This is a genomic window from Neobacillus terrae (assembly GCF_011393025.1).
In the GTDB taxonomy this organism is placed as follows: Bacteria; Bacillota; Bacilli; order Bacillales; family Cytobacillaceae; genus Neobacillus_A; species Neobacillus_A terrae.
The window spans coordinates 67253-93403 of sequence record NZ_JAAOEO010000011.1 but is presented as its reverse complement, the minus strand read 5'-3'; the positions used below and the strand labels follow the sequence as shown (position 1 = coordinate 93403).

Genomic DNA, 26151 nt, shown 5'->3' with positions numbered 1-26151 from the left:
GTCCGTTCCTCAAAATTTAGGAAGGATTTTATGACATTTTTAGCGAATAGAGATTTGTTTAATATTTTCCTCAAATCAGAATTTATATTAAAATAATTGTAAACGCTTAAAAATTAGGCAAAGGATTGTCTATGCCTGATAAAAAATAGAAGGGGATTAAGATGATAAAAAAAGTCGATCATATTGGAATTGCCGTAAAGTCACTGGATAAAACCCTTCCTTTTTATACGGAAGTGTTACAACTCCCATTGTTAGGGATAGAAGAAGTTGCAAGCGAGAAAGTTAGAGTCGCTTTCCTAAAAGCAGGTGAAACGAAGCTCGAGCTTCTTGAACCATTAAATAAGGAAAGTGCTATTGCAAAGTATATTGAAAAGCGAGGAGAAGGAATCCATCATGTCGCCCTGAGGGTGGATTCAATCGAAGAAAGAATTAAAGAAATGAAGGAAAAAGGTATCAGGATGATTAATGAAGAGCCAAAGACAGGAGCTGGCGGTGCGCTGGTGGCATTTATGCATCCTAAATCAACAGAAGGAATTTTATACGAGCTTTGTGAAAAGAAGGGGATGGAGAGAGATCATGGTTGATATATACGAAAAAATTAACGAATTGTACGACAGGCGCCGTGAGGTAGAAATGGGCGGCGGCGATGAGCGAATTGAAAAACAGCATCAAAAAGGAAAGCTGACCGCAAGGGAACGGATTGAACTATTAGTGGATAAAGGCAGCTTTATCGAACTCAATCCGTTTATTGAGCATCGGAGCACCGACTTTGGGCTCGAAGACCAAAAAGGTCCTGGAGATGGAGTTGTAACAGGGTATGGAAAGGTGAATGGCCGTCCTATTTATTTATTCTCACAGGATTTTACCGTTTTTGGCGGAGCGCTTGGTGAAATGCATGCAAAAAAGATTGCCAATGTTATGGATCTGGCAGCCAAAAATGGAGCACCTTTTGTTGGTTTGAACGATTCCGGAGGTGCTCGAATCCAGGAAGGTGTAGTATCACTGGATGGATATGGGCAAATTTTTTATCGGAATTCCATTTATTCGGGAGTTATTCCTCAAATTTCCGTTATTATGGGACCTTGCGCAGGGGGAGCTGTTTATTCTCCGGCAATTACCGATTTTGTTTTTATGGTCGAGAAAACAAGCCAGATGTTTATCACAGGGCCAAAGGTTATTGAAACTGTAACAGGAGAGAAAATTTCGGCTGAAGACCTGGGAGGGGCTAAAGTCCATAACACAATCAGCGGCAATGCACATTTCAGCGGCACGACAGAGGAGGAAGTTCTGGAAAATGTAAGAAAGCTGCTAAGCTATCTTCCTCAAAATAATGAAGAAAAGCCTTCTCGTATGGAAGTGTCGGAGGAGGATGATTATCGTCCGGACTTAACGGATATTATTCCGTTTGATGCTATCAGGCCTTATGACGTTCGCAAGGTCATTGAGCAGGTGGCCGATCGGGACTCATTTATGGAAATACATAAAGATTTTGCGAAAAATATTGTTGTGGGATTTGCCAAAATTAAAGGAGAGACTGTTGGTCTTATTTGCAACCAGCCTAAGTTTATGGCAGGAGGACTCGATATTGATTCCTCTGATAAAGCCTCCAGATTTATACGTTTTTGTGATTCCTTTAATATCCCGCTCATCACCTTTGAAGATGTTACTGGTTTTTTTCCAGGGGTTAAACAAGAACACGGTGGAATCATTCGCCACGGTGCCAAGATTCTTTTTGCCTACTCCGAAGCAACAGTACCAAAACTGACTGTTATTTTACGAAAAGCATATGGCGGTGCTTATGTTGCCCTTAACAGTAAATCAATTGGAGCGGATCTTGTATTTGCCTGGCCGAACGCCGAAATAGCCGTAATGGGACCACAGGGGGCAGCAAATATTATCTTTGCACGAGAAATTCAAAATAGTGAAAATCCTGAAGCAGTAAGGCAGCAAAAAATCGAGGAGTACCGTGATAAATTTGCCAATCCTTATGTTGCAGCTAGCAGAGGCATGGTCGATGACGTCATTGATCCTCGGGAAACACGGATTAAGATTATTCAGGCTCTTGAAATGCTTCGCAATAAAAAGGAAACTAGACCAGGGAAAAAGCATTCTAATATGCCGTTATAATAGTAGGAGTTAAAGGAGAGCAGGCTGTAAATAGACAGCCTGTTTTTTTAAAAATTTGTTAAATCAAGGGGTTAAATATAACAAGATTCTTTTTAAAGGGGTTGGTTAATATTAATGTTTATTTTGACTTCACTTTTAAAAAGCTAAAATTCACGAGACTCCTGCGGAAAAACGAGCCAACAGAGACCCCGCAGTGAGGAACGAGCGAGGAGGCTCGGTGGTTCGTCCGCGGAAAGGGAGTGGATTTTAGTGAAGACCAACATTCAACTAAACAAAGCATTTTTAAAAGACTTCACTTTTTAAAGAAATGTTTTATCCAATATTTTCGATTCTTTCATTTGATGAAGAATTATTGTAGGGGTATACTGAAAAAGCGAGTACATGTACATAACGGAGGGATCATGAGAATGATTAACCAGGAACGTCTTTTAAATGAATTTTTGGAGTTAGTCCAAATCGATTCAGAAACAAAATATGAAACAGAAATAGCAAAAGTGCTGAAGCAAAAATTTACTGACCTTGGTGTGGATGTATTTGAAGATGATACTACAGCTGTTACAGGTCATGGTGCAGGAAACCTGGTTTGTACGCTTAAGGGTACAAAAGAGGGAGTAGATACTATTTATTTTACTTCCCATATGGACACAGTAGTTCCAGCAAGAGGAGTAAAGCCTTCCATCAAGGATGGATATGTAGTAACCGATGGAACTACTATTTTGGGCGCTGATGATAAAACAGGCCTTTCAGTAATGCTTGAGACAATTCGAGTTCTAAAAGAACAAAATATTGCGCACGGAACTATCCAGTTTGTTATTACTGTTGGTGAAGAATCAGGTCTTGTTGGGGCAAAAGCATTAGCTCACAATTTAATGACAGCGAAGTATGGCTATGCTCTTGACAGTGATGGTCTTGTAGGAAATGTGGTTGTTGCAGCACCTACACAGGCTAAAGTAGCTGCTGTTATTTATGGAAAAACTGCTCATGCAGGTGTTGCTCCAGAGAAGGGTGTTTCTGCTATTACAATCGCTGCCAAGGCTATTGCGAGAATGCCTCTTGGTCGGATTGATGAAGAAACCACTGCTAATATTGGACGCTTCGAGGGCGGACAGCAAACTAATATCGTTTGCGACCGTGTTGATATCCTATCTGAAGCGAGGTCACTAGTTCCTGAAAAAATGGAAGCACAAGTAGCTAAAATGAAAGAAGCTTTTGAATCTGCTGCTCAGGAAATGGGTGGAAGAGCAGAAGTGAATGTACAGGTTATGTATCCAGGATTCAAATACGGTGAAGGTGACCATGTCGTTGAAGTAGCACGTAAAGCGGCGGCTAAAATTGGGCGAAGCTGCGAGCTTCAAAAGAGCGGTGGCGGCAGTGATGCCAACGTAATTGCCGGCTTTGGCATTCCAACCGTTAACCTTGCTGTTGGTTATGAAGAAATCCACACAACAAATGAGCGTATGCCTGTTGAAGAATTATACAAGCTCGGGGAAATGGTCTTAGCGATCATTGAGGAAGTAGCTAATCAATAAGATCGACTGAAAGAAGAGCCTAACTGAGGGTTCTTCTTTTTTTTTATCTTATTTCTTCTAACATTCAAGTAGCTTCCAATCTTTGCATATTTTTCTTCTTCTTATGTATAAGTCATGCTATATTAATAGTAATACATAATGCAAACAAGCCCGCTGGCAAAAAGGAAGGGAACTTTTGACATGAATGAAACGACAAAAGCGGTGGTTTTTCAAATCGAAAATGAGGAATATGCACTGCCAATTGAAAATGTTATATCAATTGAAAAGCTGGAGGAGGTAACTCCAATTCCTCACTTGCCCTCTTACGTAAAAGGAATTGTCGAGGTTAGGGATGAACTTATACCCGTACTTGACTTAGAAGACATTCTTTATCACCGGGCGCTATCTCTTAATGACTCAAGCCGTTTAATTGTATTGCAGGCTGGAGAATTTTCATATGGTGCTCTGGTAGGGGAGGCAAAAGAAATTATTGATATCCCGTCTGATAACCTTAAACAGGTTAGTTTTCTAGCTTCGCCTAAAACTGCCTATTTAGCGGGTATTGCCAATCTTAATCATCGGTTAATTACTGTTTTGAATCCAGCGCTTCTTGCAGATTCCATCGAAGGTGTAAATCAAGTGAAAGAATATATGCAAAGCCGCCAATAGAAGGCGGCTTTTTAAAATCAAAAGGTTAATTTGCGATCTTAGTAGAATAAAAAAATAAATAGAAATTGGGGGGAATGCATGTGGATGCAAAACTAATCCTTATCGAAGGGCTGCCGGGGTCAGGAAAATCGACAACAGCAAAGATAGCAAAGGGAATTTTGGCGGAAAAGGGTTTTTCCGCGGAATTATTTTTAGAAGGAGATTTTAATCATCCAGCCGACTACGAAGGGGCTGCCTTTTTAAGTAAAGAAGAATACGCATCCATACTAAAAGAAGAGATCTCGGATCTTCAGGGCTATAGTTCACAAAAGGAAGGGGGCTGGGTTGTTCATTATAAAAAAATGATGGAGGCTAAATTATTTCCCAAGGAACTATCGGAACACTTATCTAAAAAGGATATATATGAGCTTCCATTTAAACAGCATGTCCGACTGATAACACAAAAGTGGCAGGGCTTTACTGCAAAAGCCCTGAACGAAGATAAAATCTATATTTTTGAGTGCTGTTTTATCCAAAATCCTGTGACTACAGGAATGGTGAAGCATGGAGAAGCAAATGAGGCAGTTTTAAATTATATTGATGAATTAGCAACCATAATTGAACCGCTAAATCCATTATTGATATATGTCGATCAGCAGGATATAGAAAGGTCTTTTAAAAAGGCGATTCAGGAAAGGCCGTCCGAGTGGTATGAAGGCTTTAACCATTATTATACCAGCCAGGGATACGGGCTTAAAAATGGTGTCCATGGTCTTGAGGGTACCTTGGCAGTTTTAAAGGCAAGGAAGGAACTTGAAAAGAAAATCTTTGAAAGCCTGAATATAAAAAAGGTTAAACTAGATAACTCTCTATTTAATCAAGAAAACCATAAAGAGCGATTATCTGGAATCCTTAACGAAGCTTTGAACACTCCGTTTACTTTATCCTGATAGAAAGTTTTGCTAAAATTTAAGGTAGTTTGAGCCAAGGAAGTGCCACTTTATGAAAGAGATGTATCCGAAAAACGGAAGGGTTATTTTACATGTGGATATGAATAGTTTTTATGCTTCAGTGGAGATGGCTTATGACCCAACACTGAAGGGTAAGCCCCTTGCAATAGCCGGAAATGTCGAAGAACGCAGGGGAATAATTGTTACTTGCAGCTATGAAGCCCGGAAATTTGGGGTAAAGACTACTATGCCACTTTGGGAAGCAAAAAAATTGTGTCCGCAATTAATTGTAAAAAAACCAAATTTTGAACGGTACAGAGCAGCTTCACTTGGCATGTTCGAGATTTTAAGACAATACACAGAAATGGTTGAGCCTGTTTCCATTGACGAAGGATACCTTGATATAACCGAGAGTTATGAATTGGGAAGTCCATTGGAAATCGCTCGTTCCATTCAAAACAGAGTTAAAGAACAGCTGGATCTTCCCTGCAGCATAGGGATTGCACCCAATAAATTTTTGGCCAAAATGGCCTCGGACATGAAAAAACCTATGGGTATAACAGTACTTAGAAAACGTGATGTTGCTTCTGTCCTCTGGCCGCTTCCTTCAGGGGAAATGCACGGGGTGGGTTCAAAGACGGCTGAAAAACTAAAAACAATTGGTATTCAAACAATTGGAGATTTAGCTAAAGGAAATGAAATTCAACTGAAAGCATTGCTTGGAATTAACGGAGTTCGATTAAAGGATAGGGCGAATGGAATTGATTCACGTCAGGTCGATCCAGAGTCTGCAAGTGATTTTAAAAGCATTGGAAATTCTACAACTCTTCCGAAGGATGAAACGAATCAAAAGGAATTATTCAAGGTTATGGACATGCTTGCAGAGAAGGTATCGGTACGTTTAAAAAGAAAAAATGTAGTAGCTTCAAGTCTGGGTATTACAATAAGGTACAAGGACAGAAAAACTATTACTCGCAGTAAAAAGCTCACTAACCCGGTCAGCAAGGAGCACGAGATTTCAGCCTTGGCAAAACAAATGCTCCTGAAAAACTGGAATGGGAACCCAATTCGACTTCTCGGAATTACTGGCAGTGACTTAATCGATTATGACCATGCAGTTAAACAGCTTGATATCTTCTCATTTGAGAAGGAGGCAAAAAAAGAACCATTATTGAAAACAGTTTCGATACTTCGGGAAAAATACGGGAAGAATATCATAGAAAATGTCGGATCGCATAGTAAGGACCCATCCGGAAGCATTGGCACTGAAACAAGCTTCAATAAAGATTTTCTCCGTTCTTTTCCACAAAAAAATGGAGAAAATAATGAAACTGAATAAAAGCCAGTCATTAATGATCTCTTCTTAAATATTTAACGAGTCAGAACTCCCAAATCGAAAGGATGTTGAAGAATGACAAAACAGCAAATTGGTGTTGTCGGTTTAGCAGTAATGGGGAAAAATCTTGCATTCAATATTGAAAGCAGAGGTTATACAGTATCGGTTTATAATCGTTCGCGTGAAAAAACAGACGAAATGATGAAAGAATCGGAAGGAAAACAAATTTTCCCTACCTATTCGGTTGAGGAGTTTGTCGATTCACTTGAGTCCCCCCGAAAAATCTTATTAATGGTAAAAGCCGGGGCAGCAACGGATGCTACAATCGAACAATTAAAACCTCACCTAGATAAGGGAGATATTTTAATTGATGGAGGGAATACATTTTTTGTAGATACACAGAGGCGAAACAAGGAATTGAGCGAGCTTGGATTCCACTTTATTGGAACTGGAGTATCCGGTGGAGAGGAGGGTGCTCTTCATGGACCATCTATCATGCCAGGGGGCCAAAGGGAAGCCTATGATTTAGTAGCGCCAATTTTTAAGGACATCGCAGCAAAGGTGAATGATGAACCTTGTACAACATATATCGGACCGGATGGAGCAGGCCATTATGTGAAAATGGTGCATAACGGAATTGAATATGGTGATATGCAGCTTATCTCAGAAGCATATTTTCTATTGAAAAACGTGCTTGGTCTAAATGCCAGCGAGCTTCACTCTGTGTTCTCCGAATGGAACAAGGGAGAACTTGACAGCTATCTTATTGAAATTACTGCTGATATTTTTACTAAAATAGATGAAGAAACCGGGAAGCCACTGGTTGATATGATTCTAGATACTGCTGGACAAAAAGGAACTGGTAAATGGACAAGCCAAAGTGCTCTTGATCTGGGAGTACCACTGCCGATTATTACTGAGTCAGTTTTTGCCCGTTTTATATCAGCCATGAAGGAAGAGAGGGTTCAGGCTAGCAAGGTTTTGACTGGTCCAAAAGCTTCGGATTACAGTGGAGAAAAAGAAGCAATTGTAGAATCTGTTCGAAAGGCTCTTTACTTCAGCAAAATTTGTTCTTATGCACAGGGATTCGCCCAAATGAGATCAGCATCTGAGGAATACGGATGGGATTTGCAGTATGGTGAAATTGCGATGATTTTCCGTGGAGGCTGTATTATCCGAGCTCAATTCCTTCAAAAAATAAAGGATGCCTATGATAGGGAGCCAGGGTTAAAAAACCTGCTTCTTGATCCTTATTTTAAGGAAATTGCAGAGGAATACCAAGGTGCCCTAAGGGAAATCATTGGAACTGCCGTTCAAAATGGTATCCCGGTTCCATGCTTCTCTGCTGCCCTCGCTTACTATGACAGCTACAGGACGGCTGTTCTTCCGGCAAATCTGCTGCAGGCACAGAGAGATTATTTCGGAGCCCATACTTATCAGCGGACTGATAAAGAAGGTATCTTCCATACTAATTGGATGGAATAAAAGCAAAAAGTGTGCCCTTGATGAAAAAGGGCACACTTTTTATATAGGTTGGGGACATTCTATTTGGTTTCTGGCGGAATAATTCCAGCTAAAAGCAAAATGAAGAAAACAAGTCCTATTATAGTAAAGATAACGGAAGCATTAAAAAATGGCCCCCGGTTAAACTTAAGCGGCTGATAGTTTTGGATAAGGCCAGTCTCAGCGCTGGTGTGTGTATCAATATATCTTGTTACAGCACCGCCGCTGCTTGAAAACCAAAAAGTGATTAGAGAAAATACAATACCGGCAAAAAACATAATCTCAATAAAACGAACAGAAAGCTTGTCTGATACTAAATAGGTGAGCAATGCCTCTATAAATAAAACAAATAAAATAATAATTGCCTTCTTCAAATTACATCATCCCCTTTTATGGTAATTCTACCATAAATTTGATATTTTAAGAGGCTTTTTCGGCGCAAATTTAGGATTATATATAGATAGGGGGAAGTTAAAGTGAAGATTAAAGCAATATTTTTTGATTTAGATGATACCTTGCATGACCACCTAAAGCCGTTTAATCAGGCATTAAAGGATGTTTTCCTTGAAGTAAATAAATCTATTGATATTGAGGATGCTTACAAAAAATTCAGGGAGGCAAGCGACGAGCTTTGGGAAGCGTACAGTGATAATAGGTTATCTTTAGAAAAAATGAGAATTGAGAGGATAATTCTTGCGTTAAAAAGATTGGGGATACTAATAACAGTTGAGGATGCAATGCGGTTTCAGGACCAATACGAAGAACGGCTGAAGGAGCTTGAGCTGTTTCCAGAAGTACCTGAACTGTTAAACGCTTTGAAAAGAAAAGGGTACACCATTGGAATTATTACAAACGGTCCGATCAAGCATCAGTGGAATAAAATATATAAACTTCGTCTTACAGATTTCTTTCAAAAAGAATTAATCTTTGTTTCGGACGAAATAGGAACAGCTAAGCCAGAACCTGAAATATTTGAAGAAGCGGCAAGAAGGACAAAATGTCTTTCCCACGAGATGCTTTATATCGGTGACTCGTGGACTAATGATGTTGTAGGGCCAGCCAGGGCTGGATGGAAATCAATCTGGTTCAACCATCGCCATAGAAAGCCTATCACAAACTATAAACCTCTGGGAGAGGTAAATTCTTTAGAAGAAATTCTTCTGTTATTATAGAAAACAAATTTGCATTTTGAAGGATCAGAATGTTTACAGGTTTCATCATCCTGTGAATTTAATCAAAGAAGCATTTGAAAGCCAGGAATTATATTAAGATAGAGCAGCTAATGATGAACGATGGTGCTGTAAAAAGTGGTGACTAACAAGGAAAAAAGAAATGCCGTTACCCAAAGTGTAAAGGCATTTCTTTTTCTAGGTATAAGTTTTACTTTTTCTCTGATAGCCATTTAGCTACAACTGTCACATCATTACCTGAAATAACTCCTGCAGGCATCCTGCCATTTTTACCATTTTTTATAATATTTTCTATTTCATTTTGTTTATACTTCGAACCAATTTTATTTAAAGCTGGTCCAGCTCCACCTTGTAATTGATCGCCATGGCACGTCATACAGTTTTTACTTACAATGTCCTTTGCATTTCCTGATGAAGCTGAAGCCGTTTCACCGGAAGCAGGTTGTGACTTTTTAGGACCTTCGTAAAAGAATAGCAGAAATACGAGACATCCTGCGAGAATAATATTAAATAAGGTTATCATGGGTGTTTTTTTCATATGAATCTCCTAAGATTATTTAGTTTTTAGAAAAAAGAAGGCCAATTAAAGACGATTGACCAAACAATAGTGTTTATGATTAAACCAACGACAAAAAGGGTCCATTGGTTTTTTTTTCGTTCCCAGCAAGCCACAATGACTGCTAAACCAATTGGAGCACCGATAAAAGCAAACCAGGGAAACGAATCAAAGGATTTCACACAATAAACTCCTAGGCAGGCGGTTAACAATAAAGATAAAAAGAGCTCACTTAGTGAAGATAATTCAGTTTTTATATGAGTGGTCATGATTTTACTCCTCTAAAGAAATATGGTTAGTTTTTTCAGAATAATTATTTTTGAACATTTTGTGACAAAAGTAGTGTTTTTTTGACATCCTTAGCGTATACTAGTTTTTGTTTGTTTAGGTTAACGAAATTTATTATACAAGTTTTTATTCGAATAAAAAAGGGGTGTGAGAAATTTAATTATGGAACAGGCAAAAACTCAACAGGAACAAGAACAAGTACTTATTGCACATCTAACAGAATTAAGAAAGCGGATTATTATCGTACTATTGTTTTTAATCCTTTCTTTAATAGCAGGCTTTGTTGTATCTCCAACGATTTTACAGTTTATTAAAACGCAGCCTTCGGCAGTTAACATAGAGTGGAATGTATTTGGATTTGCAGATGGAATTGCTATTTATTTTAAATGTGCTCTTGTTGTTGCCATACTAGTCACATTACCTGTTGCCATGCATCAAACTTGGCTATTTGTAAAGCCTGGGTTAACTGTTGAAGAAAAAAAAGGTGCGTATGTCTTTATTCCAATCACGTTTTTCTTATTTATTTTAGGGGTAAGCTTTAGCTATTTTGTATTATTCCCTATGATGATTCGATTCTTATCTAATATAAATCAATCGATTGGTGCTACGGAAACTTATGGAATCACTCAGTATTTCAAGATGATGTTCGGTATTATTTTACCTGTAAGCCTCATGTTTGAAATGCCTGTTATCATTGTGTTTCTGACTAAGATTGGTTTGGTAAATCCACTATTTTTAACAAAGATAAGAAAGGCAGCCTATTTTGTATTGGTGACTATGGCGGTCATAATTACTCCTCCTGATTTTATTTCGGATTTTATATTTAGTATTCCATTACTCATTCTCTATGAGGTTAGTATTCTATGTTCAAAATGGATTTATAAAAAAAGAGTTAAATTTCAGATGGGATCTTACAAATAAAAGTGTGGTAGGCAAACACCATTTTCAAATCGAACAAATCCTACGGTTAATAAAATTTGGATACCAGTCTTTAGTGCATTATCACAGAGTCATATTTTAAAGGAGGAAAATCATTATGTTAAGTTCAATAGGAGTTCCAGGACTTATAATCATTCTAGTACTTGCATTAATTTTATTTGGCCCATCAAAATTACCACAACTCGGTAAAGCCGTTGGTGATACACTTCGTGAATTCAAAAAGTCCACAAGAGATATTGTTAATGATGTTAAGGAACCTTTTGAAGATGAAGATAAAAATAAAAAGAATTAATGTTTTTTGATGGATTTATAAATCTGTGAGACTCAAAAAAAGGATAAGAAATAGAATTTTGAATGAGTTTTATTATGAAATGGGGTTTTTTTGTGTCAATTAACGAAAAAAAATTAAACGGGATTGAAGACAACACTAGACGGACTTTTATGAAGAATTCGGGATTAACGCTCGGTGGTCTAATTGTAGGTGGAGCAGTAGGCAGCTTATTGGGGAAAAAACCTATGACAAAAACAGAGCAAGCGTCAGCCCCAATGATGCACGAGATGGCACAAAATCCAAACAAAGCTTTAATGTTTTTCACTCCCGATGAATTCAAAGTAGTTGAGGCTGCTGCTGAACAAATCTTTCCTAAAACTGATGTTGGTCCAGGAGCAAAAGAACTATTAGTTGGTTATTATATTGATCACCAAATGGCAGGAACTTTTGGTAATAATTCAAGAGAGTATATGACCGGCCCGTTCTATCCAGGCGAAGCCACTCCGGAATTAGGGTATCAAACTCATTTAACGAGAAAAGAAGTAATGACACTGGGTATCAAAGCTTTAAATGATGAAGCAGCCAAACGCTTTAAATCCAAATTCAATGAATTGAAAGAAGAACAGCAGATTGAGATTTTAAAAGATTTTGAAGCAAATAAAGTGAATATTAAAGGAGCTGCTACTTCAGGCTTTTTCTTTTCATTGCTGCGTAAAGTGACCATAGAGGGTGCTTATGCTGATCCAATGTATGGCGGTAACAAAGATATGGCTGGATGGAAAATGAAAGAATTCCCTGGGCACCAAGGCAGCTATGTGAATGTTCTAGATAAGGACTTCCAGAAGATTGAACCTAAGGCATTAAATTCGCAACATTCAATGTAAGGTTTACAAGAGATTGCTCAAATATATCTATTAACACACAAATGAAAGGTGATTAACCAAAATGGCAAAGACACTTCCAAAAACAGATATCGTTCTAGTCGGAGTTGGTTGGGCCGGTGGTATCGTTGCTGCTGAACTTACAAAAGCTGGTTATAACGTAGTAGGACTTGAACGTGGTAAAGAACGTTCTACTAATGATTATTTTATGGTTCACGATGAACTTAGATATAGTGAACGCTATGAGATGATGCAGGATTTATCTAAAGAAACATTGACTGTTCGTCATAATGTGAAAAAACGTGCACTTCCTTACCGTGAGTGGGGATCATTCTTATTAGGAGATGGTCTTGGTGGTTCTGGTGTTCACTGGAACGGACAATTATACAACTTTTTACCGTATGATTTTGAAATTTATTCTAAGACCGTGGAACGTTATGGTAAAGGAAAAATTCCAGAGGGAATGATGATCCAAGACTGGGGAATTACATATAAAGAATTAGAACCATATTTTAATAAATGGCATGAAATGTCTGGTGTTTCGGGTGAACCGAACCCTCTTCCAGGTTCACCACAAGTAAAATATCCGACGAAGCCATCGATGGAGACTCCTCCTATTAAGTTATTTAAAAAGGCAGCTAAAGAGTTGGGTCTGCATCCATATCAAATGCCTTCAAATAACTTATCAGAGACATACACAAATCCAGATGGTATCAAGCGTGGAGCGTGTCAATATTGTGGATTTTGTGAACGTTTTGGATGTGAATATGGTGCGAAGGCGGATCCAGTTGTAACCGTGATTCCAGTAGCAAAAGCGACAAATAAATTTGATGTACGTACCCACTCTGTTGTTCGTCGCGTCCTTCATAAAGATGGTAAGGCAACTGGTGTGCTTTATACAGACATCACTACTGGCGAAGAATTCATTCAGCCAGCAGATGTTGTTGTAGTGAGTGCATATGTACTTAACAACGTTAAGCTTCTGCTTAACTCTAAACTTGGTCGTCCTTACGATCCTGTTACTGGAAAAGGTGTTATCGGTAAAAACTATGCTTATCAGATGAACTACGGTGGCGCCACTGGTTTCTTTGACGAGAAATTCAATATGTACGGCGGTGCAGGAGCACTTGGTTCCAATCTTGATGATTATAATGGCGATTACTTTGATCACTCAAAACTTGATTTCTTACACGGTGCAAATATTCGTTTACAGCAGCTTGGAAATCGTCCAATCATGAACAATGCGGTACCAGAAGGCACACCTGCATGGGGTAAAGAGTTCAAAGATAAATCTGTTGAATACGCGAACCGAAGCATCTTTATTTCCGGCCAAGGAGCTTCACTTCCATTCCGTGATAACTACTTAGATTTAGATCCTACCTATAGGGATGCATTCGGTGATCCGTTACTCCGTATGACTTTTAACTGGAAGGATCAGGACCGTAATTTAGCTAAATTTATTGGTCAAAAAGCTGGAGAAATTGTAAAACAAATGGGTGCCAAGGAAGTTCTCGTAGGCGGTCAAAAAGTTGGAGATTATGATTTGCGTAAATACCAATCTACTCATAATACAGGTGGAGTTATCATGGGTGCAGACCCAGAAACTAGTGCTCTGAACAGCTATCTTCAAATGTGGGATTGTGAGAACGTGTTTGTTCCTGGAGCAAGTGCTTTCGCACATAACAGTGGTTTGAACCCAACAGGTACAGTAGGTGCTCTAACTTATAGGGCAGCTGAAGGTATCGCCAAGTATTTGAAGCAGGGCGGATCACTCGTATAACCATTTTAATCTGATGATACTGATACATTTCTTCATAAATTTCAACTATATATTCCCTGCCCGAAATGGGGCAGGGAATTCTTTTGTAATACTTATGATGAGTAAATTGCAGCAATCGAAGAAGTTATTTTTCTTTTAAGGAAGATCTTTATAATGTTTAGTTGGAAAGCTCTGATATACCGTAGAGGATTGCACTTACAATTGTTCCCTAAGCAAAGATTCTCACTTTTCATACTTATGGCTTATAAATCAGAACATAATCGCCTGGTCCAATTAAAGCAACTCCTATAACTGCTGCAATAAGCACTAAATTGTATTCAAAGCCTCCATTTGTTATCCAGTACCCGTTTTTTCCATGAACGGTGAAGATTGCGTCAATCATAACGATTGCAATAAGCACAGCACCAAGCCATGTAATCAAGCCGGCTGCAAATAATAGGCCGCCCACAAATTCAAAAAGACCGGCAAGAATCGCAAAAGTCTTACCGCCGGACTTAATTCCAATGGATCCTAACCAGTTTCCAAAATCTGTCGGGCCCGGACCGCCAAACCAGCCAAACAGTTTTTGCGCTCCATGCCCAAAAAAAGTAATACCGATTACCAAACGTATAATTAGAAGCCCTAAATCAGCCATTGTAATCCTTCTTTCATTAAAATTTAGACTTATTCTAGATCTCATAAAAGAGAAGAGATAATGCATTATGCAGGGAAAAAAATTCCCCTCTGCAGGAAACAGAGAGGAATAGATGTACTAAATTCCCAGGACAATTTAATTCAGATTTCTTTTATAGATATCTGTTTATCCTTTTCCTTAACATTTGTCAACATCAAGCTCCATAATTGGCCACCAGAAGAAGCCATCTTTTTCAAGAAGCTCATCTGCGGCTTTTGGCCCTTTTGAGCCCGCCTCATAGTTCGGGTAGCTTTCTTCCTTGGTATTTTCCCAAACCTCAGAAATATTGTCTACAAAACTCCATGAAAGGGCTACTTCATCCCAGTGGGTAAAGTTGGTTGCATCACCGTGCATGCAATCATCCAAAAGTTTTTCATATGCTTCAGGAGTATTCATTCCGTTAATACCGCTGTTGGCATAGCTTAATTTAACCTCAGTAGCATCCAAGTGCTGTCCTGCTTTTTTGGCATTAAGGTGAAGGGTTATGCCTTCATCTGGTTGAATATGGATAACCAGAAGATTTGGGTTTAATTCTTTATCCGTCTGATAGTACAAGTTCATAGGTATATCTTTAAATTGAATGACAATTTTCGTTGATTTAGTTGTTAATCTTTTACCCGTACGAATATAAATAGGAACTCCGGCCCAGCGGAAATTATCTATCATTAGCTTTGCCGCTACATAGGTTTCAGTGTTTGATTCAGGATTAACCATCTGTTCCTCACGGTATCCAGGCAATTCCTCACCATTAACTGTACCTTTGCCATACTGGCCTCGGACAAAATAATCCTTAATTTGTTCACCTTCAGGCATCCTTAAGGCACGAAGAACCTTTACCTTTTCGGAACGGATTTCCTCGTCCGTCAGACGGATTGGAGGTTCCATTGCAAGAAGGGCAACCATTTGCATCATATGATTTTGAACCATGTCCCTTAACGCACCGCTTGTTTCGTAATAGCGGCCGCGCTCTTCGACACCTAGTGTCTCACTGGAAGTGATTTGGATGTTTGAAATATAGCGGTTGTTCCAAAGTGGTTCAAAGATGGCATTTGCAAAACGGATCACTTCTATATTACGTACCATTTCTTTTCCAAGATAATGGTCAATACGATAAACCTCTTCTTCAGAAAAAGCAGTACGAATTTGCTCATTTAATTCCTTTGCAGATTCAAGGTCATGCCCAAATGGCTTTTCGATAACAAGCCGTTTAAAACCTTTTACATCTGTTAAGCCATCGGATTTTAAATGCAAGGCAATTGTTCCAAAGAACTCAGGGGCCATAGCGAGATAGAAAATACGATTTCCGCCAATATTATATTTTTCATCCAGTCCGGCAGCCATAGTTTTCAAAGTAACATATGAACTTGAATCTGTGACATCATGGGAATGATAATAAAAATGGGATACAAATTCATCGATATTGGCATCTTTACCTAATGCAGTTAAGACCGAATCCTTAACTGATGTCTGAAACTCCTCATTGGTCAGGGGCCTTCTGGCCACACCGACAACTGCAAACTGATCTGTAAGGCTCCCTTTTTCAAACAATCTGTAAAGTGAAGGAAACAGCTTCCTTTTGGCAAGGTCGCCAGTTGCTCCAAATATCATTATTAATGAAGTTGGGTTTCCGCTTTTATTCACGTTATAAAGACCTCTTTTCAAAATAAATTATCTTTATGTAATTGCTATTATTTTCATACCTGTACAAATACAAAATTTTATCTGTTTCGACAGGATTTCGCAAATAATACGCAATAATGTAGTTGTTTGCAAAATTAACGATTCATATCCATTGAAAAGGTTATGGTATAGTAAAATAAATGCCATTTTAAAGGTAAAGAATCGGGGTGGTTTTATTGGATATCTTTTTTCTGGGAACTGGAGCAGGAGTGCCGGCGAAGCTTCGCAATGTTACCTCTATTGCTCTTAAATTATTGGAGGAACGGGGATCAGTTTGGCTTTTTGACTGCGGGGAGGCAACGCAGCATCAAATATTGCATACATCAATTAAGCCTAGAAGAATTGAAAAAATCTTCGTAACGCATCTTCATGGTGACCACATTTACGGCCTTCCGGGGCTTTTATCGAGCCGGGCCTTTCAGGGAGGAGATACAGAAGTAACTGTATATGGGCCAAAAGGGATTGACTCATACATTAGAATAAGTCTTAATGTAAGTCAGACATATTTAAAATACCCCCTTAAAGTCGTTGAGATAGAAGAAGGAACCGTTTTTGAAGACAGCCAATTTAAAGTAGAGGCTAAACTGTTGGAGCATGGAATTCCTTCCTATGGATATAGGGTTGTTGAAAAGGACAAGCGAGGAACACTTCTCGCAGACAAACTAACAGAAGCTGGCGTTTCACCGGGTCCTATTTATAAAAAAATTAAAGCAGGGGAAACAGTAACATTAGAGGATGGAACCATTATCAATCCAAAGGACTTCGTTGGACCGGAACAAAAAGGAATGGTATTAGCCATACTCGGAGACACAAGAGTTTGCCAAAATGCTGTAGAATTGGCAAGAGATGCGGACTTTCTTGTGCATGAAGCTACATTTTCAAAAGATGAAGCAAAGCTTGCAAGGGAATATTATCATAGCACGAATATCCAGGCCGCAGAAACCGCACTTAAGGCAGGAGCAAAAAGGCTGTGCCTGACTCACATTAGTTCCCGCTACGACAAGCAATCATCCCAGGAGTTATTAAATGAGGCCAGGGATATTTTCCTTAATACAGAAATAGCAGAGGATTATAAAGAATTTCATTTGCCATAAAAATAAGGAGGAGGGCAACCTTTGAAAACTGTTTACCTTGTTAGGCATGCGAAGGCAGAAGGGCAGGAAGCGTCTGCACCCTTAACTGAGATTGGGAAGGAACAGGCTGAAAAGCTTGTTGATTTCTTTAAAAATAAAAAGGTGGAACGAATATACTCCAGCCCCTTTATTCGTGCAGTGGATACAATTGTCCCAACAGCAAACCAAAAGGGAATTAAAGTCATTGAGGACACCCGCCTTTCTGAACGCGTCCTGTGCGGCTATCAGCTTGAAAACTGGCAGGAAGGGCTAAAGCAAAGCTTTGATGATTTCGATATGATTTTTGAGGGTGGCGAGTGCAACGCGGACGGAATGAAAAGGGCAGTTTCTATCCTTGAGGAAGTCCTTGAATCTGAAGATCATCATATAGTCCTTGTAAGCCATGGGAATATGACTGTTCTTTTGCTTCGTTATTTCAATGACAGCTTCGGATTCGATCAGCTAATGGAAATGATTAATCCAGACGTGTTTGAAGTAGTAGTTTCTTCAGAACAAACTGTGCTGAACCGAATTTGGGATGAGCAGATTTAAAATGTAACCATGGAAGGTTTTCAAAGTGACCAAATAGATTGCAAAATTCGACAGGTTTTTTCTTAAAAGAGGATTAACTTCCAAAATTATGGGGAATATGTTGAATGCAGCCTGTTTTACATCTATTTGGGAGGGAAAGCGATGGATTTAGTAATGCTGCTAATTTATACAATGTTCATGGGGTCCGTTGTTCTGTTGTTCAGCGGGTTGGTTGGTTTCTTCTTTCCGAAACTTCATTTTCTTATTGTTGTGATCATTAGTGCGTTAATTGGCGGTATCTTTGGTTATACATACGGTTTAACAAAAATGATGGTATTCACTGTGATATTTAATGCAGCATTATCATTAACTGCAATTGCACTTGCAAGATTCGGACGTTATTTGAAAAATAAAGCTGATTATGAAATGGCTGCGGATGATTTAATATAAATCCACAAAAAAGCAGGAAAAGAAATCAAAGATAATCCTAAGCTGGTTCAGGAAATTATCGATGCCCACAAAGATGCAGTAAGTTTCATCAATAAGAATCCAGAAGAAGCTGAAAAGATTACGATTAATGATATTAAAAAGACAACTGGACAAAAGTTTTCCAAGTCTGTTGTTGACCGTGCCTGGGAACGCATTGGATTTACTTATAAGGTAGATAACCAGGCAATCCAGGATTTCTCAGATTCTTCCTATGAATTAAAGTTCCTAAAAGACAAACCAAACTTTAATATTGATAAAGAATTTATTAACTAATAAAGCTAGGGTGTCAGGAATTAATCCTGACACCCGTTTTACTTTATCCTAAGCTGATTTTTCTTCCTTCCTTGGATGAGAGCCTGATAGCGTCCAAAACCTGCTGTGTGTTCTTTCCTGTCTCAAAGTCAGCGAGAGATGGATGCTTTTGTCCTCTTTCAAGAGAATCGTATAAAGCATCGAGCATTCGATGGAAGCCATTATAGTAGCGTGCCGCAACCGCTGGCATATCTGCAGGAGCATTCAAATCTTTTAAAAGCTCTACCTTCTCTAGTGGTCCATCACCTTCTGATAAAAATACTTCCTTATCATCCAGCATTAAAAGTGTTCCATTTGTGCCAAAAATTTCAAGACGCCAATCATTGGCGGTTTTCCGGGCAGCCGATATAAGCTCCATTGTAACGGTAGTGCCGTTTCCTAGTGTCCCGACTACCTGAAACCCATCATCTGCAGTACGGTGTTCTGTATTTCCTTCTGTGTCTGTCTGAACAGGAACATGAATAGGAAGATTGGCAAACACTTCACGGTATTCGCTTCCCATCCACCATTGTAGGGAATCCGTCATATGTGAACCAATTGCCCCGAGCATTCCTCCACCTTTTTCTGCCCGTCCCAGCCATCCTCGTGTTCTGGAAGTAAGGGAGGTTAAGCTGGCAAATGAGCAAAGATATCTGACATGAAGAATATTACCAAGCTTTCCGCTATCCAAAATTTCTTTCACCTTTAATCTTGCTGGAAGGAAACGGAACTCATGATTGATCAATCCCATATTTCCAGACTTTTCTTTCGCTTTCACCATTTCTTCAACCTCGGCTGTATCAAATGCCATTGGCTTCTCACAAAGTACATGGACTCCTTTTTGATATGCAGCCTCTGTCATTTCTCGGTGAAAGTCTACTGCGGATGCAACCACGATCAGGTCTAGTTCTTCTTTTTCCAGCATTAGGCGCCAGTCAGTATATACGTTCTCGATGCCGCTTGTCTCCCTGGCTTCCTCAATATTTCCCCTGGATACACTCGCAATTGCAACTGATTCAAATCCCTCATGATTTTTAAACATGGGGGCATGAACACGTGCTCCAAATCCTGTTCCAATAATACCCACTCTAAATTTCTTCATAAAAACAACTCCTTTTTAGAAATATCTGCAACGTCAATTCCTTTTGGGGGATACTTTAGTCTTGAGCGTACAAATTTAATAGATATAAATTCTTATTAACTAATGAAAGGGGCCGGGAGTTCACCCGGTCCCTTAATAAATAGAATATTATTTTAAGATAGACAGATACTTAATCCTTAGCAAGCATTTATTCATACGAACGGACTAATTCGTCGACGAGCGAACCAACATAAGCTACTGCATTTCGGATTGGTTCAGGAGTGGACATATCAATACCAGCATGGCGAAGCAATTCAAGCGGTTTTAATGTACCACCGGCACGGAGAACCTCAAGCCATCTTTCAACAACTGGCTGGCCTTCTTCCTGAATTTTTTGGGCCAGTGCAGTAGATGCAGTAAGGCCTGACGAGTAAGTGTATGGGTAAAGGCCCATATAATAGTGTGGCTGGCGCATCCAGGTAAGTGCTGCACCTTCATCAATTTCAACAGTATCACCCCAGAATTCGGATAGAACTGCCCCGGTTACTTCTGAGAGAGTTTTCGCTGTAAGTGCAGTACCATTTTCTGCAAGGTTGTAAACTCTGCGCTGATATTCTCCTTCAAGCAAATGGGTAACAAAATTGTGATAATATGTTCCTAGAAGCTGTAAAATGATCCAGCGCTTCATTTGCTTATCATTTGTGCTCTCCATTAAATATTGACCCAACAATAATTCGTTCATGGTAGAAGGAGCTTCGACAAAATATGTTGATGGCCTTGTATTCATAACTCGCTGGTTCTTATTAGCAAGATAGAAATGTCCGGCATGACCAAGCTCATGGGCAAGTGTAAAAGCACTGCGCATATTATCCTGCCAGGTAACTAGGATATATGGGTGTGCCCCATATGGGCTTGAACAGAAAGCACCAGTTGATTTTCCAACATTATCAGCTGTATCAATCCATCGTTCAGCAAAAGCTTTTTCCATTATCTCGCTATACTTAGGACCCATAACCTTGAGGGCTTCAAGGATAACCTCCTTTGCCTGATTGTAAGAGGTCTCTGGATTAAAATCAGGTTCAATTGGTGCCTTTAAATCACAGTAAAGCATTTTATCAAGACCAAGCAGATCCTTTTTCAACTGGGCAAACCGTCGCATATGAGGCGCAAGTTCCTTAAAAATAATATCCAGCTGATTATGATACATTTCCTGTGTAACCTGCTGAGGCTCAAGCAGCATATCCGTAACAGAATCATATTTTCTCAGCTTCGATAGTGCTGTCTGCTTAGCTATTTCTGTTGAATAGGCTGCTGCAAAAGTATTTTTGTATTGCTTTAATGAATTAACGAAAGAGTCATATGCTTTTCTTCTTACATCTGTATCAGAGGAAAACTCATAACGGTTTTCAAAAAGTGCGAAAGAAACAGGAAGTTCATTTCCTTCCTCATCCTGAATAGGAGAGAACTGCATATCGGCTAATTTGCCCATTTCATAAATTTTATAAGGAGCAGCCTGGACTTCTCCCAAAGCAGCAAGTGCCTCTTCGGTTTCTGGAGAAAGTTTATGTTTTCTGGTATCCAGCAGTTCAACTAGTCTGTTTTCAAAAGGTTTTAACTCTGGTTCTTCTTCTATGTATTTTTTTACTGTACCTTCCTGCAGTGAAAGGATCTCGGAATCAATAAATGATAGAGCAGCACTTAATTTTGTTCTAAGCGAAGAAATTTTGGCTGAATTTGCCTGATTAATAGGATCAGTTCCATCCGCTGATTGACGTAAACTTGCAAAAGTCAAAGCCTTAATAAGCTTCATTGAGAGCTTTTCCTGAGCACTTAAACATTCGAGGAGAGTAGATGCACCGTTCTTCAGGTTCCCTTTAAATTGGTCAAATATCGCAATTTCAGAATCAATAACTTTTAATTCATTTTCCCACGCTTGGTCAGAAACAAATAAAGCATCAAGATTCCAAGTCTTTTCTACTGGAACTTCCGAGCGGACAAGCCGTTTTTCAACTGTTTTTTTCATGTTGATTTTCCCCCTAGTATTATTTCGCAAACCTAAGTATAATATTATATTATTAGAAAATTAAGTCAATAAATAAATAGGTTTTAAATAGAAAATATTCTGTTATTATTAAAAGAATTCATAAAGTAAAGAGGGGTAAAAAAATGATTAGAACAGCCATCATTGGATTAGGTGCAATCGGTCAACGTCTTATAAAAGGATTTAACAATCATCCTGAAATCGAGATAACGGCTGTTTGTGACCGAATAGAGGAACTTGCAATAAAAACAGCTAGAGAACTCGAAAACGCACGTGCTTTTACCGATTATGAAAAAATGCTAGACGAAATAGATTTAGATCTTGTTTATGTAGCAGTACCTCCAAAATATCACTTTCAAGCTGTAACAGCTGTTATAGAAAAGGGTCTTCATGTGCTTTGTGAAAAACCATTGGCGAATTCACTAGAGGAAGCAGAAAGAATATATCTGCATGCCAGGGAAAAGGGCATCATTCAAGCAATGAACTTTCCACTAAATTATGAATCCGGCTGTAATACGTTTGTATCTTTAATAGAAAGCGGATACATAGGAAAGCTCCGAAGAGTTGAATTAAAATTGCGTTTCCCACAGTGGCCACGGGCCTGGCAGCAGAATGAATGGGTGGGCGGAAGAGAACAGGGGGGCTATGTTCTTGAAGTAGGCGTACATTTTATACAGCAAATGCAAAGAATTTTCGGTCCTGTTCATGTCCTAAATCATTTCCTAGCGTATCCAGATGATTTGCAAGCCTGCGAAGTTGGTGTTATCGCTCAGCTTGAAACCGAGGAAGGGACACCTATATTAATGGATGGTCTTAGTCAAATTGCAGGAAAAGAAGAAATTGCTTTTACCGTTTACGGAACAGAGGGTACTCTTTCTCTTTTGAATTGGTCGGAACTTGAAGGAGGAAAGATCGGAGAGCCAATAATGAGTTTGAAAAAAAATGACTCTTTAACTGGATCACTTATTGATGAATTGGTGAAAGCGATTAAAGGTAAACAGGCAAATCTAATTGATTTTAAGGCAGGTTATGATGCTCAGATAGTATTGGAAAAATTAAGGGAAGCTAATCGGTAGGAAAATTAGTAATTGCAGCTAAAAATATAGTAATTTAGGTTTAGAGAATGGCTATTTTGGTGTATAAGTGTATAGAAGATGATTAAATCAGGAGATTTGTTCTATGATTATAGACTTAAATAAAAATGAATTTAATGAATTTTGTCAGAAAGCTACACCTGAAGAAATGTTAAGTGTCTTAACCAATGGAAACACCCGGGGTCTTGACTTTCTGGCGCTCAGGTCGCTTTCAAATAGGCGCCAGCTGCCGTCGAATATCGTTAATGTACTTTTATTCTATTTCTTTAAGGAATTTGCCAATAAAGTATACGACCGAAATGACTTGGCAAGACTTTATGATCATTGGGCAGGTATGAGGATTCGAAATTTTCAGCAGGCAAAGGAATTGACTCAAAAGGATATTCATGAAGTGTTAAAAAAAATTAAATAATGTAAAGAGCAGCAGCTTTCTAATCCCAATAAAGGGGGGAGGAGGCTGCTTTTTTATTTTAAGGTTTTTTATTTGCAATTGACAATTTATTGATTTATATGCATGAATATTTTATATACATAAAATGTAGAAGAGGTTAAAGCAATGAATGAAAAACTCAAGTTATTAAAGATGCCTTTGCATTCCTTGAGAAATTCAAAACCCATATAACATAAAAATATGAGTCACTATTTAACCATGGTTTTACACCAAAACAGCTTTTACTGCTTAGGGCAGTAAGAGATTCTAAGAAGATAACTGTTAATGAACTTTCAGAAGAATTAACTCTATTACCCAGTTCTCTGATCAAATTAATAGAGGGATTGGATAGAGGGTGCTTTTTAAACAATGAAGTAAATTTACAAGACAGAAGAGAAGTGTTAGTGCGTCTTGATGATAAAGGATTCCTGCTTTTCAAGGATTACGACAAAGCAGATAACGAAATCATTGATAAATACTATGGCGGATTCACGCTTGATGAAGTTAAGTTTTTTCGAAGCCTTACAGCTAAGCTCTATAAGGCTATGGAGACAAGGGAGAGGAAATGATGGCTAATATAACTTTTATAAAAGATTATAAAAATAATCATATTTTACGAAAGAGTTTTAACGAACTGTCTGAAAAAACTTTTGGAATTAACTTTGAGGATTGGTACCAAGAAGGATATTGGACGGAAAAATATGTTCCCTATTCTCTTAGAGAAGGAGGCGAAATCGTCGCCAATGTATCTGTAAATAAGGTGAATCTGCTCATAAACGGTAAGAAAATTTCCGCTTTGCAAATCGGTACAGTTATGACAGAGATAGCTTACCGTGGTCGTGGTTATTCGCGAATCCTTATGGAAAAGGTAATGGAAGAGTATAAAGACTGTCAATTAATCTATCTATTTGCCAATCAATCAGTTCTTGATTACTACCCGAAATTTGGATTTTGTGAGTTCGATGAAACTTTATTTTCAATCGAGTTTCAAGGAGTTCACAATGAAAATACTAATATTAGATGTCTCGATATTGATAAGGATAAAGAGTTTATATATAACTTTGCAGCCGGAAGAAAAAATTTATCAGCTTATTTTGACACATCTGATACACCAGAATTGCTTATGTTTTATGCTTTAAAAGTTTTTACAGAGGATTTTTATTTTTTGGAAAAAGATAATGTCCTTGCTATATGCCAACAGAAAGATGAGGTTCTGCACCTTTTTGATTTAATCAGCGAAACAATTAACCCCGATATAGAAAACATCGTAAAACAATTGGCAGCTGAAAATACCAGTAAAGTGGTTTTCCACTTTACGCCGCCTGTACTGAAAAGGCCTATTATAAAGGAAAGATATGAAGGCGGTAATATTTTATTTGTTAAAAATAATGCTAATATACCTTTACCTCAATTCCTTAGGCACCCCATTACTTCGCAAGCATAAGAAAAACCTGCAACTGATTTGCAAGTTCTAAATTGTGGGAATGGTACTTAATAAAGGGAATCCAGCATTAAGAGGTTTATCCTTTCCTTTATGTGTTTTTAAACTCCTTTTCCTATTAAAATCCATCCCTTTTTGTTTCAATTTAATGTGATACCATAGGACCTCCGCGCCGCTATTTCCTTTTAATATTTGTCATCATAAATCCGCTCTCTGGACGTGTTGGTATTTTGGCTAGACTAAAGGTTAAATCCTGATTTGGAACTTCAAATTCAATATGGTTCACCAGAAAATTTAGGCTTGTTTTCATTAACTCTACGACGATGCCTTCACCCGGGCAGCGATGGCCTTTGGCCGGGGCACCGCCTCCCTGGGGAATAAAGTCATATAAATTTTCTTCCTTGTCTTGAAACCTCTCCGGCAGGAAAACGGGTTATCCCAAAGCCGGGAATGATGGCTGGTACCGTACATATCAAGCAAAACTAGCATACCTTCTTTAAATTCTGCGTTATGCCATTCAAAATCTTTTCTTGCTCTTGCTCCAACAAAGGGGCCAATTGGATAGAATCTGCGAACCTCTTGTGCAAATATCTCTTTAAGTTCATTACCACCCGATTGAAGCTTTCCTTTGTATTCAGGATAGTTATGAAGAGCCAGAGCAGAAAAGGTTATTAATGTAGCTATTGCAACAATTGGTCTTAACACAGTAATTAGTTCTACAGCTGCTATTTTGCTATCCAATTGGCTTCCAGCCGGTTCTTTGTAAAAAGCCATTTTATGGAGAGCTGACCCTGCATCAGCCTGAAGCTCACCATTTCGTACATCTTCTATGACTCCTATAATCCAATCCTCAGTTTTTGTTCGAGCCCGTCTTCCTTTCCAATGTCTTGGCCCAACTGCTCCAAAAACATCCACCATATCATGGAATTCTTCTGCCCGTTCATTTACTTCGAATCCCTTTAAGGGAACAACCGCCCAATGGCATGCAATTCGGCATAAAATCTCTTTTGACTCTTCAAAAAGGACAACATTTTCCATGCCTTTCATTGAATGCTTTTTGCCTTCCATTGTTCCATCGCAAGCTCAGCGAGGCGTTTTTGGTGAGGTGGAGTCATGAGGGACATAAACAAAAGCTTTCTGGATTTATGTATATCACCATCTTTTGTTTGTATGGCATCGACTCCAAATAAGGTTTTTGCACTCTTTTAGGTGCTGCACCATTTATCTTCAATTCCATGTTTAGTAAAGTGGATTATATCCTTCTTATAATATAGAGCGCATACTAAAAGGACTTTCTCTAGGCTCCAAGTG

The 26151-nt window shown here is 38.7% G+C and carries 26 protein-coding genes and 1 pseudogene; 19 read left to right on the top strand and 8 right to left on the bottom strand.

Going from position 1 to position 26151, the window contains the following annotated elements:
* Positions 1-161 precede the first annotated feature (161 nt).
* The 7 genes from mce (at position 162) to gndA (ending at position 8054) form a co-directional block, all read left to right on the top strand.
* Positions 162-584 carry a methylmalonyl-CoA epimerase gene (gene mce / locus G8761_RS16430; RefSeq protein ID WP_166028597.1) on the top strand — a complete coding sequence of 141 codons (423 nt, stop codon included), beginning with the start codon at positions 162-164 and terminating at the stop codon, positions 582-584.
* Positions 577-2127 (top strand): acyl-CoA carboxylase subunit beta, encoded by a 1551-nt coding sequence (locus tag G8761_RS16425; protein WP_166028595.1) that lies wholly within the window; start codon positions 577-579, stop codon positions 2125-2127. The genes mce and G8761_RS16425 overlap by 8 nt, the downstream gene beginning before the upstream one ends.
* 407 nt (positions 2128-2534) lie before the next feature.
* Positions 2535-3656, top strand: a complete 1122-nt coding sequence (locus tag G8761_RS16420; RefSeq protein WP_166028738.1) for a M20/M25/M40 family metallo-hydrolase — start codon at positions 2535-2537, stop codon at positions 3654-3656.
* A 180-nt stretch (positions 3657-3836) separates the two neighbouring features.
* Entirely contained in the window at positions 3837-4304 is a 468-nt protein-coding gene (locus tag G8761_RS16415; protein ID WP_166028593.1) for a chemotaxis protein CheW, read from the top strand.
* 80 nt (positions 4305-4384) lie between these two features.
* On the top strand, positions 4385-5233 hold the full coding sequence (locus tag G8761_RS16410) for a P-loop NTPase family protein (RefSeq protein WP_166028590.1): 849 nt from the start codon (positions 4385-4387) through the stop codon (positions 5231-5233).
* Positions 5234-5285: 52 nt separating this feature from the next.
* Positions 5286-6572 (top strand): DNA polymerase IV, encoded by a 1287-nt coding sequence (locus G8761_RS16405; protein ID WP_166028588.1) that lies wholly within the window; start codon positions 5286-5288, stop codon positions 6570-6572.
* Positions 6573-6644: 72 nt separating this feature from the next.
* Positions 6645-8054, top strand: a complete 1410-nt coding sequence (gene gndA, locus G8761_RS16400) for an NADP-dependent phosphogluconate dehydrogenase (protein ID WP_166028586.1) — start codon at positions 6645-6647, stop codon at positions 8052-8054.
* Between the two features lie 59 nt (positions 8055-8113).
* Here the strand turns inward: gndA and G8761_RS16395 are convergent, their stop codons facing one another.
* Positions 8114-8446: a hypothetical protein gene (locus tag G8761_RS16395; protein WP_166028584.1), complete on the bottom strand. Its 333-nt coding sequence runs from the start codon at positions 8444-8446 to the stop codon at positions 8114-8116.
* A gap of 102 nt (positions 8447-8548) precedes the next feature.
* Between G8761_RS16395 and G8761_RS16390 the strand changes: the two genes are divergently transcribed.
* Complete coding sequence (locus G8761_RS16390; RefSeq protein WP_166028582.1) at positions 8549-9244, top strand: HAD-IA family hydrolase; 696 nt, start codon at positions 8549-8551, stop codon at positions 9242-9244.
* Between the two features lie 208 nt (positions 9245-9452).
* Here G8761_RS16390 and G8761_RS16385 read toward each other — a convergent pair whose 3' ends face one another.
* Together G8761_RS16385 and G8761_RS16380 are read right to left on the bottom strand one after the other, a co-directional pair.
* On the bottom strand, positions 9453-9800 hold the full coding sequence (locus G8761_RS16385; RefSeq protein ID WP_166028580.1) for a c-type cytochrome: 348 nt from the start codon (positions 9798-9800) through the stop codon (positions 9453-9455).
* Positions 9801-9826: 26 nt separating this feature from the next.
* Complete coding sequence (locus tag G8761_RS16380) at positions 9827-10087, bottom strand: hypothetical protein (protein ID WP_166028578.1); 261 nt, start codon at positions 10085-10087, stop codon at positions 9827-9829.
* Between the two features lie 181 nt (positions 10088-10268).
* Here G8761_RS16380 and tatC point away from each other — a divergent pair, with 181 nt between their 5' ends.
* The 4 genes from tatC (at position 10269) to G8761_RS16360 (ending at position 13977) form a co-directional block, all read left to right on the top strand.
* Positions 10269-11027 (top strand): twin-arginine translocase subunit TatC, encoded by a 759-nt coding sequence (tatC, locus tag G8761_RS16375; RefSeq protein WP_166028576.1) that lies wholly within the window; start codon positions 10269-10271, stop codon positions 11025-11027.
* Between the two features lie 115 nt (positions 11028-11142).
* Positions 11143-11337 (top strand): twin-arginine translocase TatA/TatE family subunit, encoded by a 195-nt coding sequence (gene tatA, locus G8761_RS16370; protein ID WP_166028574.1) that lies wholly within the window; start codon positions 11143-11145, stop codon positions 11335-11337.
* A gap of 92 nt (positions 11338-11429) precedes the next feature.
* Positions 11430-12200 (top strand): gluconate 2-dehydrogenase subunit 3 family protein, encoded by a 771-nt coding sequence (locus tag G8761_RS16365; protein ID WP_338000977.1) that lies wholly within the window; start codon positions 11430-11432, stop codon positions 12198-12200.
* Between the two features lie 61 nt (positions 12201-12261).
* Positions 12262-13977, top strand: coding sequence for a GMC family oxidoreductase (locus G8761_RS16360; RefSeq protein ID WP_166028570.1), 1716 nt, complete (start codon positions 12262-12264; stop codon positions 13975-13977).
* Between the two features lie 235 nt (positions 13978-14212).
* On the opposite strand, the gene G8761_RS16355 is transcribed toward G8761_RS16360, so the two are convergent.
* Positions 14213-14611 carry a DoxX family protein gene (locus tag G8761_RS16355; RefSeq protein ID WP_166028567.1) on the bottom strand — a complete coding sequence of 133 codons (399 nt, stop codon included), beginning with the start codon at positions 14609-14611 and terminating at the stop codon, positions 14213-14215.
* Positions 14612-14788: 177 nt separating this feature from the next.
* Positions 14789-16291 (bottom strand): glucose-6-phosphate dehydrogenase, encoded by a 1503-nt coding sequence (gene zwf, locus G8761_RS16350; RefSeq protein ID WP_166028566.1) that lies wholly within the window; start codon positions 16289-16291, stop codon positions 14789-14791.
* A 215-nt stretch (positions 16292-16506) separates the two neighbouring features.
* Here zwf and rnz point away from each other — a divergent pair, with 215 nt between their 5' ends.
* From rnz to G8761_RS16335, 3 genes are all read left to right on the top strand, one after another.
* The gene (gene rnz / locus G8761_RS16345) at positions 16507-17424 is read left to right on the top strand and encodes a ribonuclease Z (protein WP_166028564.1); all 918 of its coding nucleotides are present in this window, start codon (positions 16507-16509) and stop codon (positions 17422-17424) included.
* A 21-nt stretch (positions 17425-17445) separates the two neighbouring features.
* On the top strand, positions 17446-17994 hold the full coding sequence (locus tag G8761_RS16340; protein ID WP_166028562.1) for a histidine phosphatase family protein: 549 nt from the start codon (positions 17446-17448) through the stop codon (positions 17992-17994).
* 141 nt (positions 17995-18135) lie between these two features.
* Positions 18136-18423 (top strand): hypothetical protein, encoded by a 288-nt coding sequence (locus G8761_RS16335; RefSeq protein ID WP_166028560.1) that lies wholly within the window; start codon positions 18136-18138, stop codon positions 18421-18423.
* 355 nt (positions 18424-18778) lie between these two features.
* Here G8761_RS16335 and G8761_RS16330 read toward each other — a convergent pair whose 3' ends face one another.
* Both G8761_RS16330 and pepF read right to left on the bottom strand, forming a co-directional pair.
* Positions 18779-19855, bottom strand: a complete 1077-nt coding sequence (locus tag G8761_RS16330) for a Gfo/Idh/MocA family protein (RefSeq protein WP_166028558.1) — start codon at positions 19853-19855, stop codon at positions 18779-18781.
* Between the two features lie 187 nt (positions 19856-20042).
* Complete coding sequence (gene pepF, locus G8761_RS16325; RefSeq protein WP_166028556.1) at positions 20043-21857, bottom strand: oligoendopeptidase F; 1815 nt, start codon at positions 21855-21857, stop codon at positions 20043-20045.
* Positions 21858-22000: 143 nt separating this feature from the next.
* Between pepF and G8761_RS16320 the strand changes: the two genes are divergently transcribed.
* From G8761_RS16320 to G8761_RS16305, 4 genes are all read left to right on the top strand, one after another.
* A complete protein-coding gene (locus G8761_RS16320) occupies positions 22001-22951 on the top strand; it encodes a Gfo/Idh/MocA family protein (RefSeq protein WP_166028554.1) in 951 nt (316 codons plus the stop codon).
* A gap of 103 nt (positions 22952-23054) precedes the next feature.
* Positions 23055-23381 carry a hypothetical protein gene (locus G8761_RS16315; RefSeq protein WP_166028552.1) on the top strand — a complete coding sequence of 109 codons (327 nt, stop codon included), beginning with the start codon at positions 23055-23057 and terminating at the stop codon, positions 23379-23381.
* A 422-nt stretch (positions 23382-23803) separates the two neighbouring features.
* Positions 23804-23968 (top strand): hypothetical protein, encoded by a 165-nt coding sequence (locus G8761_RS16310; RefSeq protein WP_166028550.1) that lies wholly within the window; start codon positions 23804-23806, stop codon positions 23966-23968.
* The gene (locus G8761_RS16305; protein WP_166028548.1) at positions 23968-24843 is read left to right on the top strand and encodes a GNAT family N-acetyltransferase; all 876 of its coding nucleotides are present in this window, start codon (positions 23968-23970) and stop codon (positions 24841-24843) included. Before G8761_RS16310 ends, G8761_RS16305 begins: the two co-directional genes overlap by 1 nt.
* A gap of 172 nt (positions 24844-25015) precedes the next feature.
* Here G8761_RS16305 and G8761_RS16300 read toward each other — a convergent pair.
* Positions 25016-26056 (bottom strand): annotated as a pseudogene (locus tag G8761_RS16300) (cytochrome P450); the annotation flags it as partial.
* Positions 26057-26151: the final 95 nt, after the last annotated feature.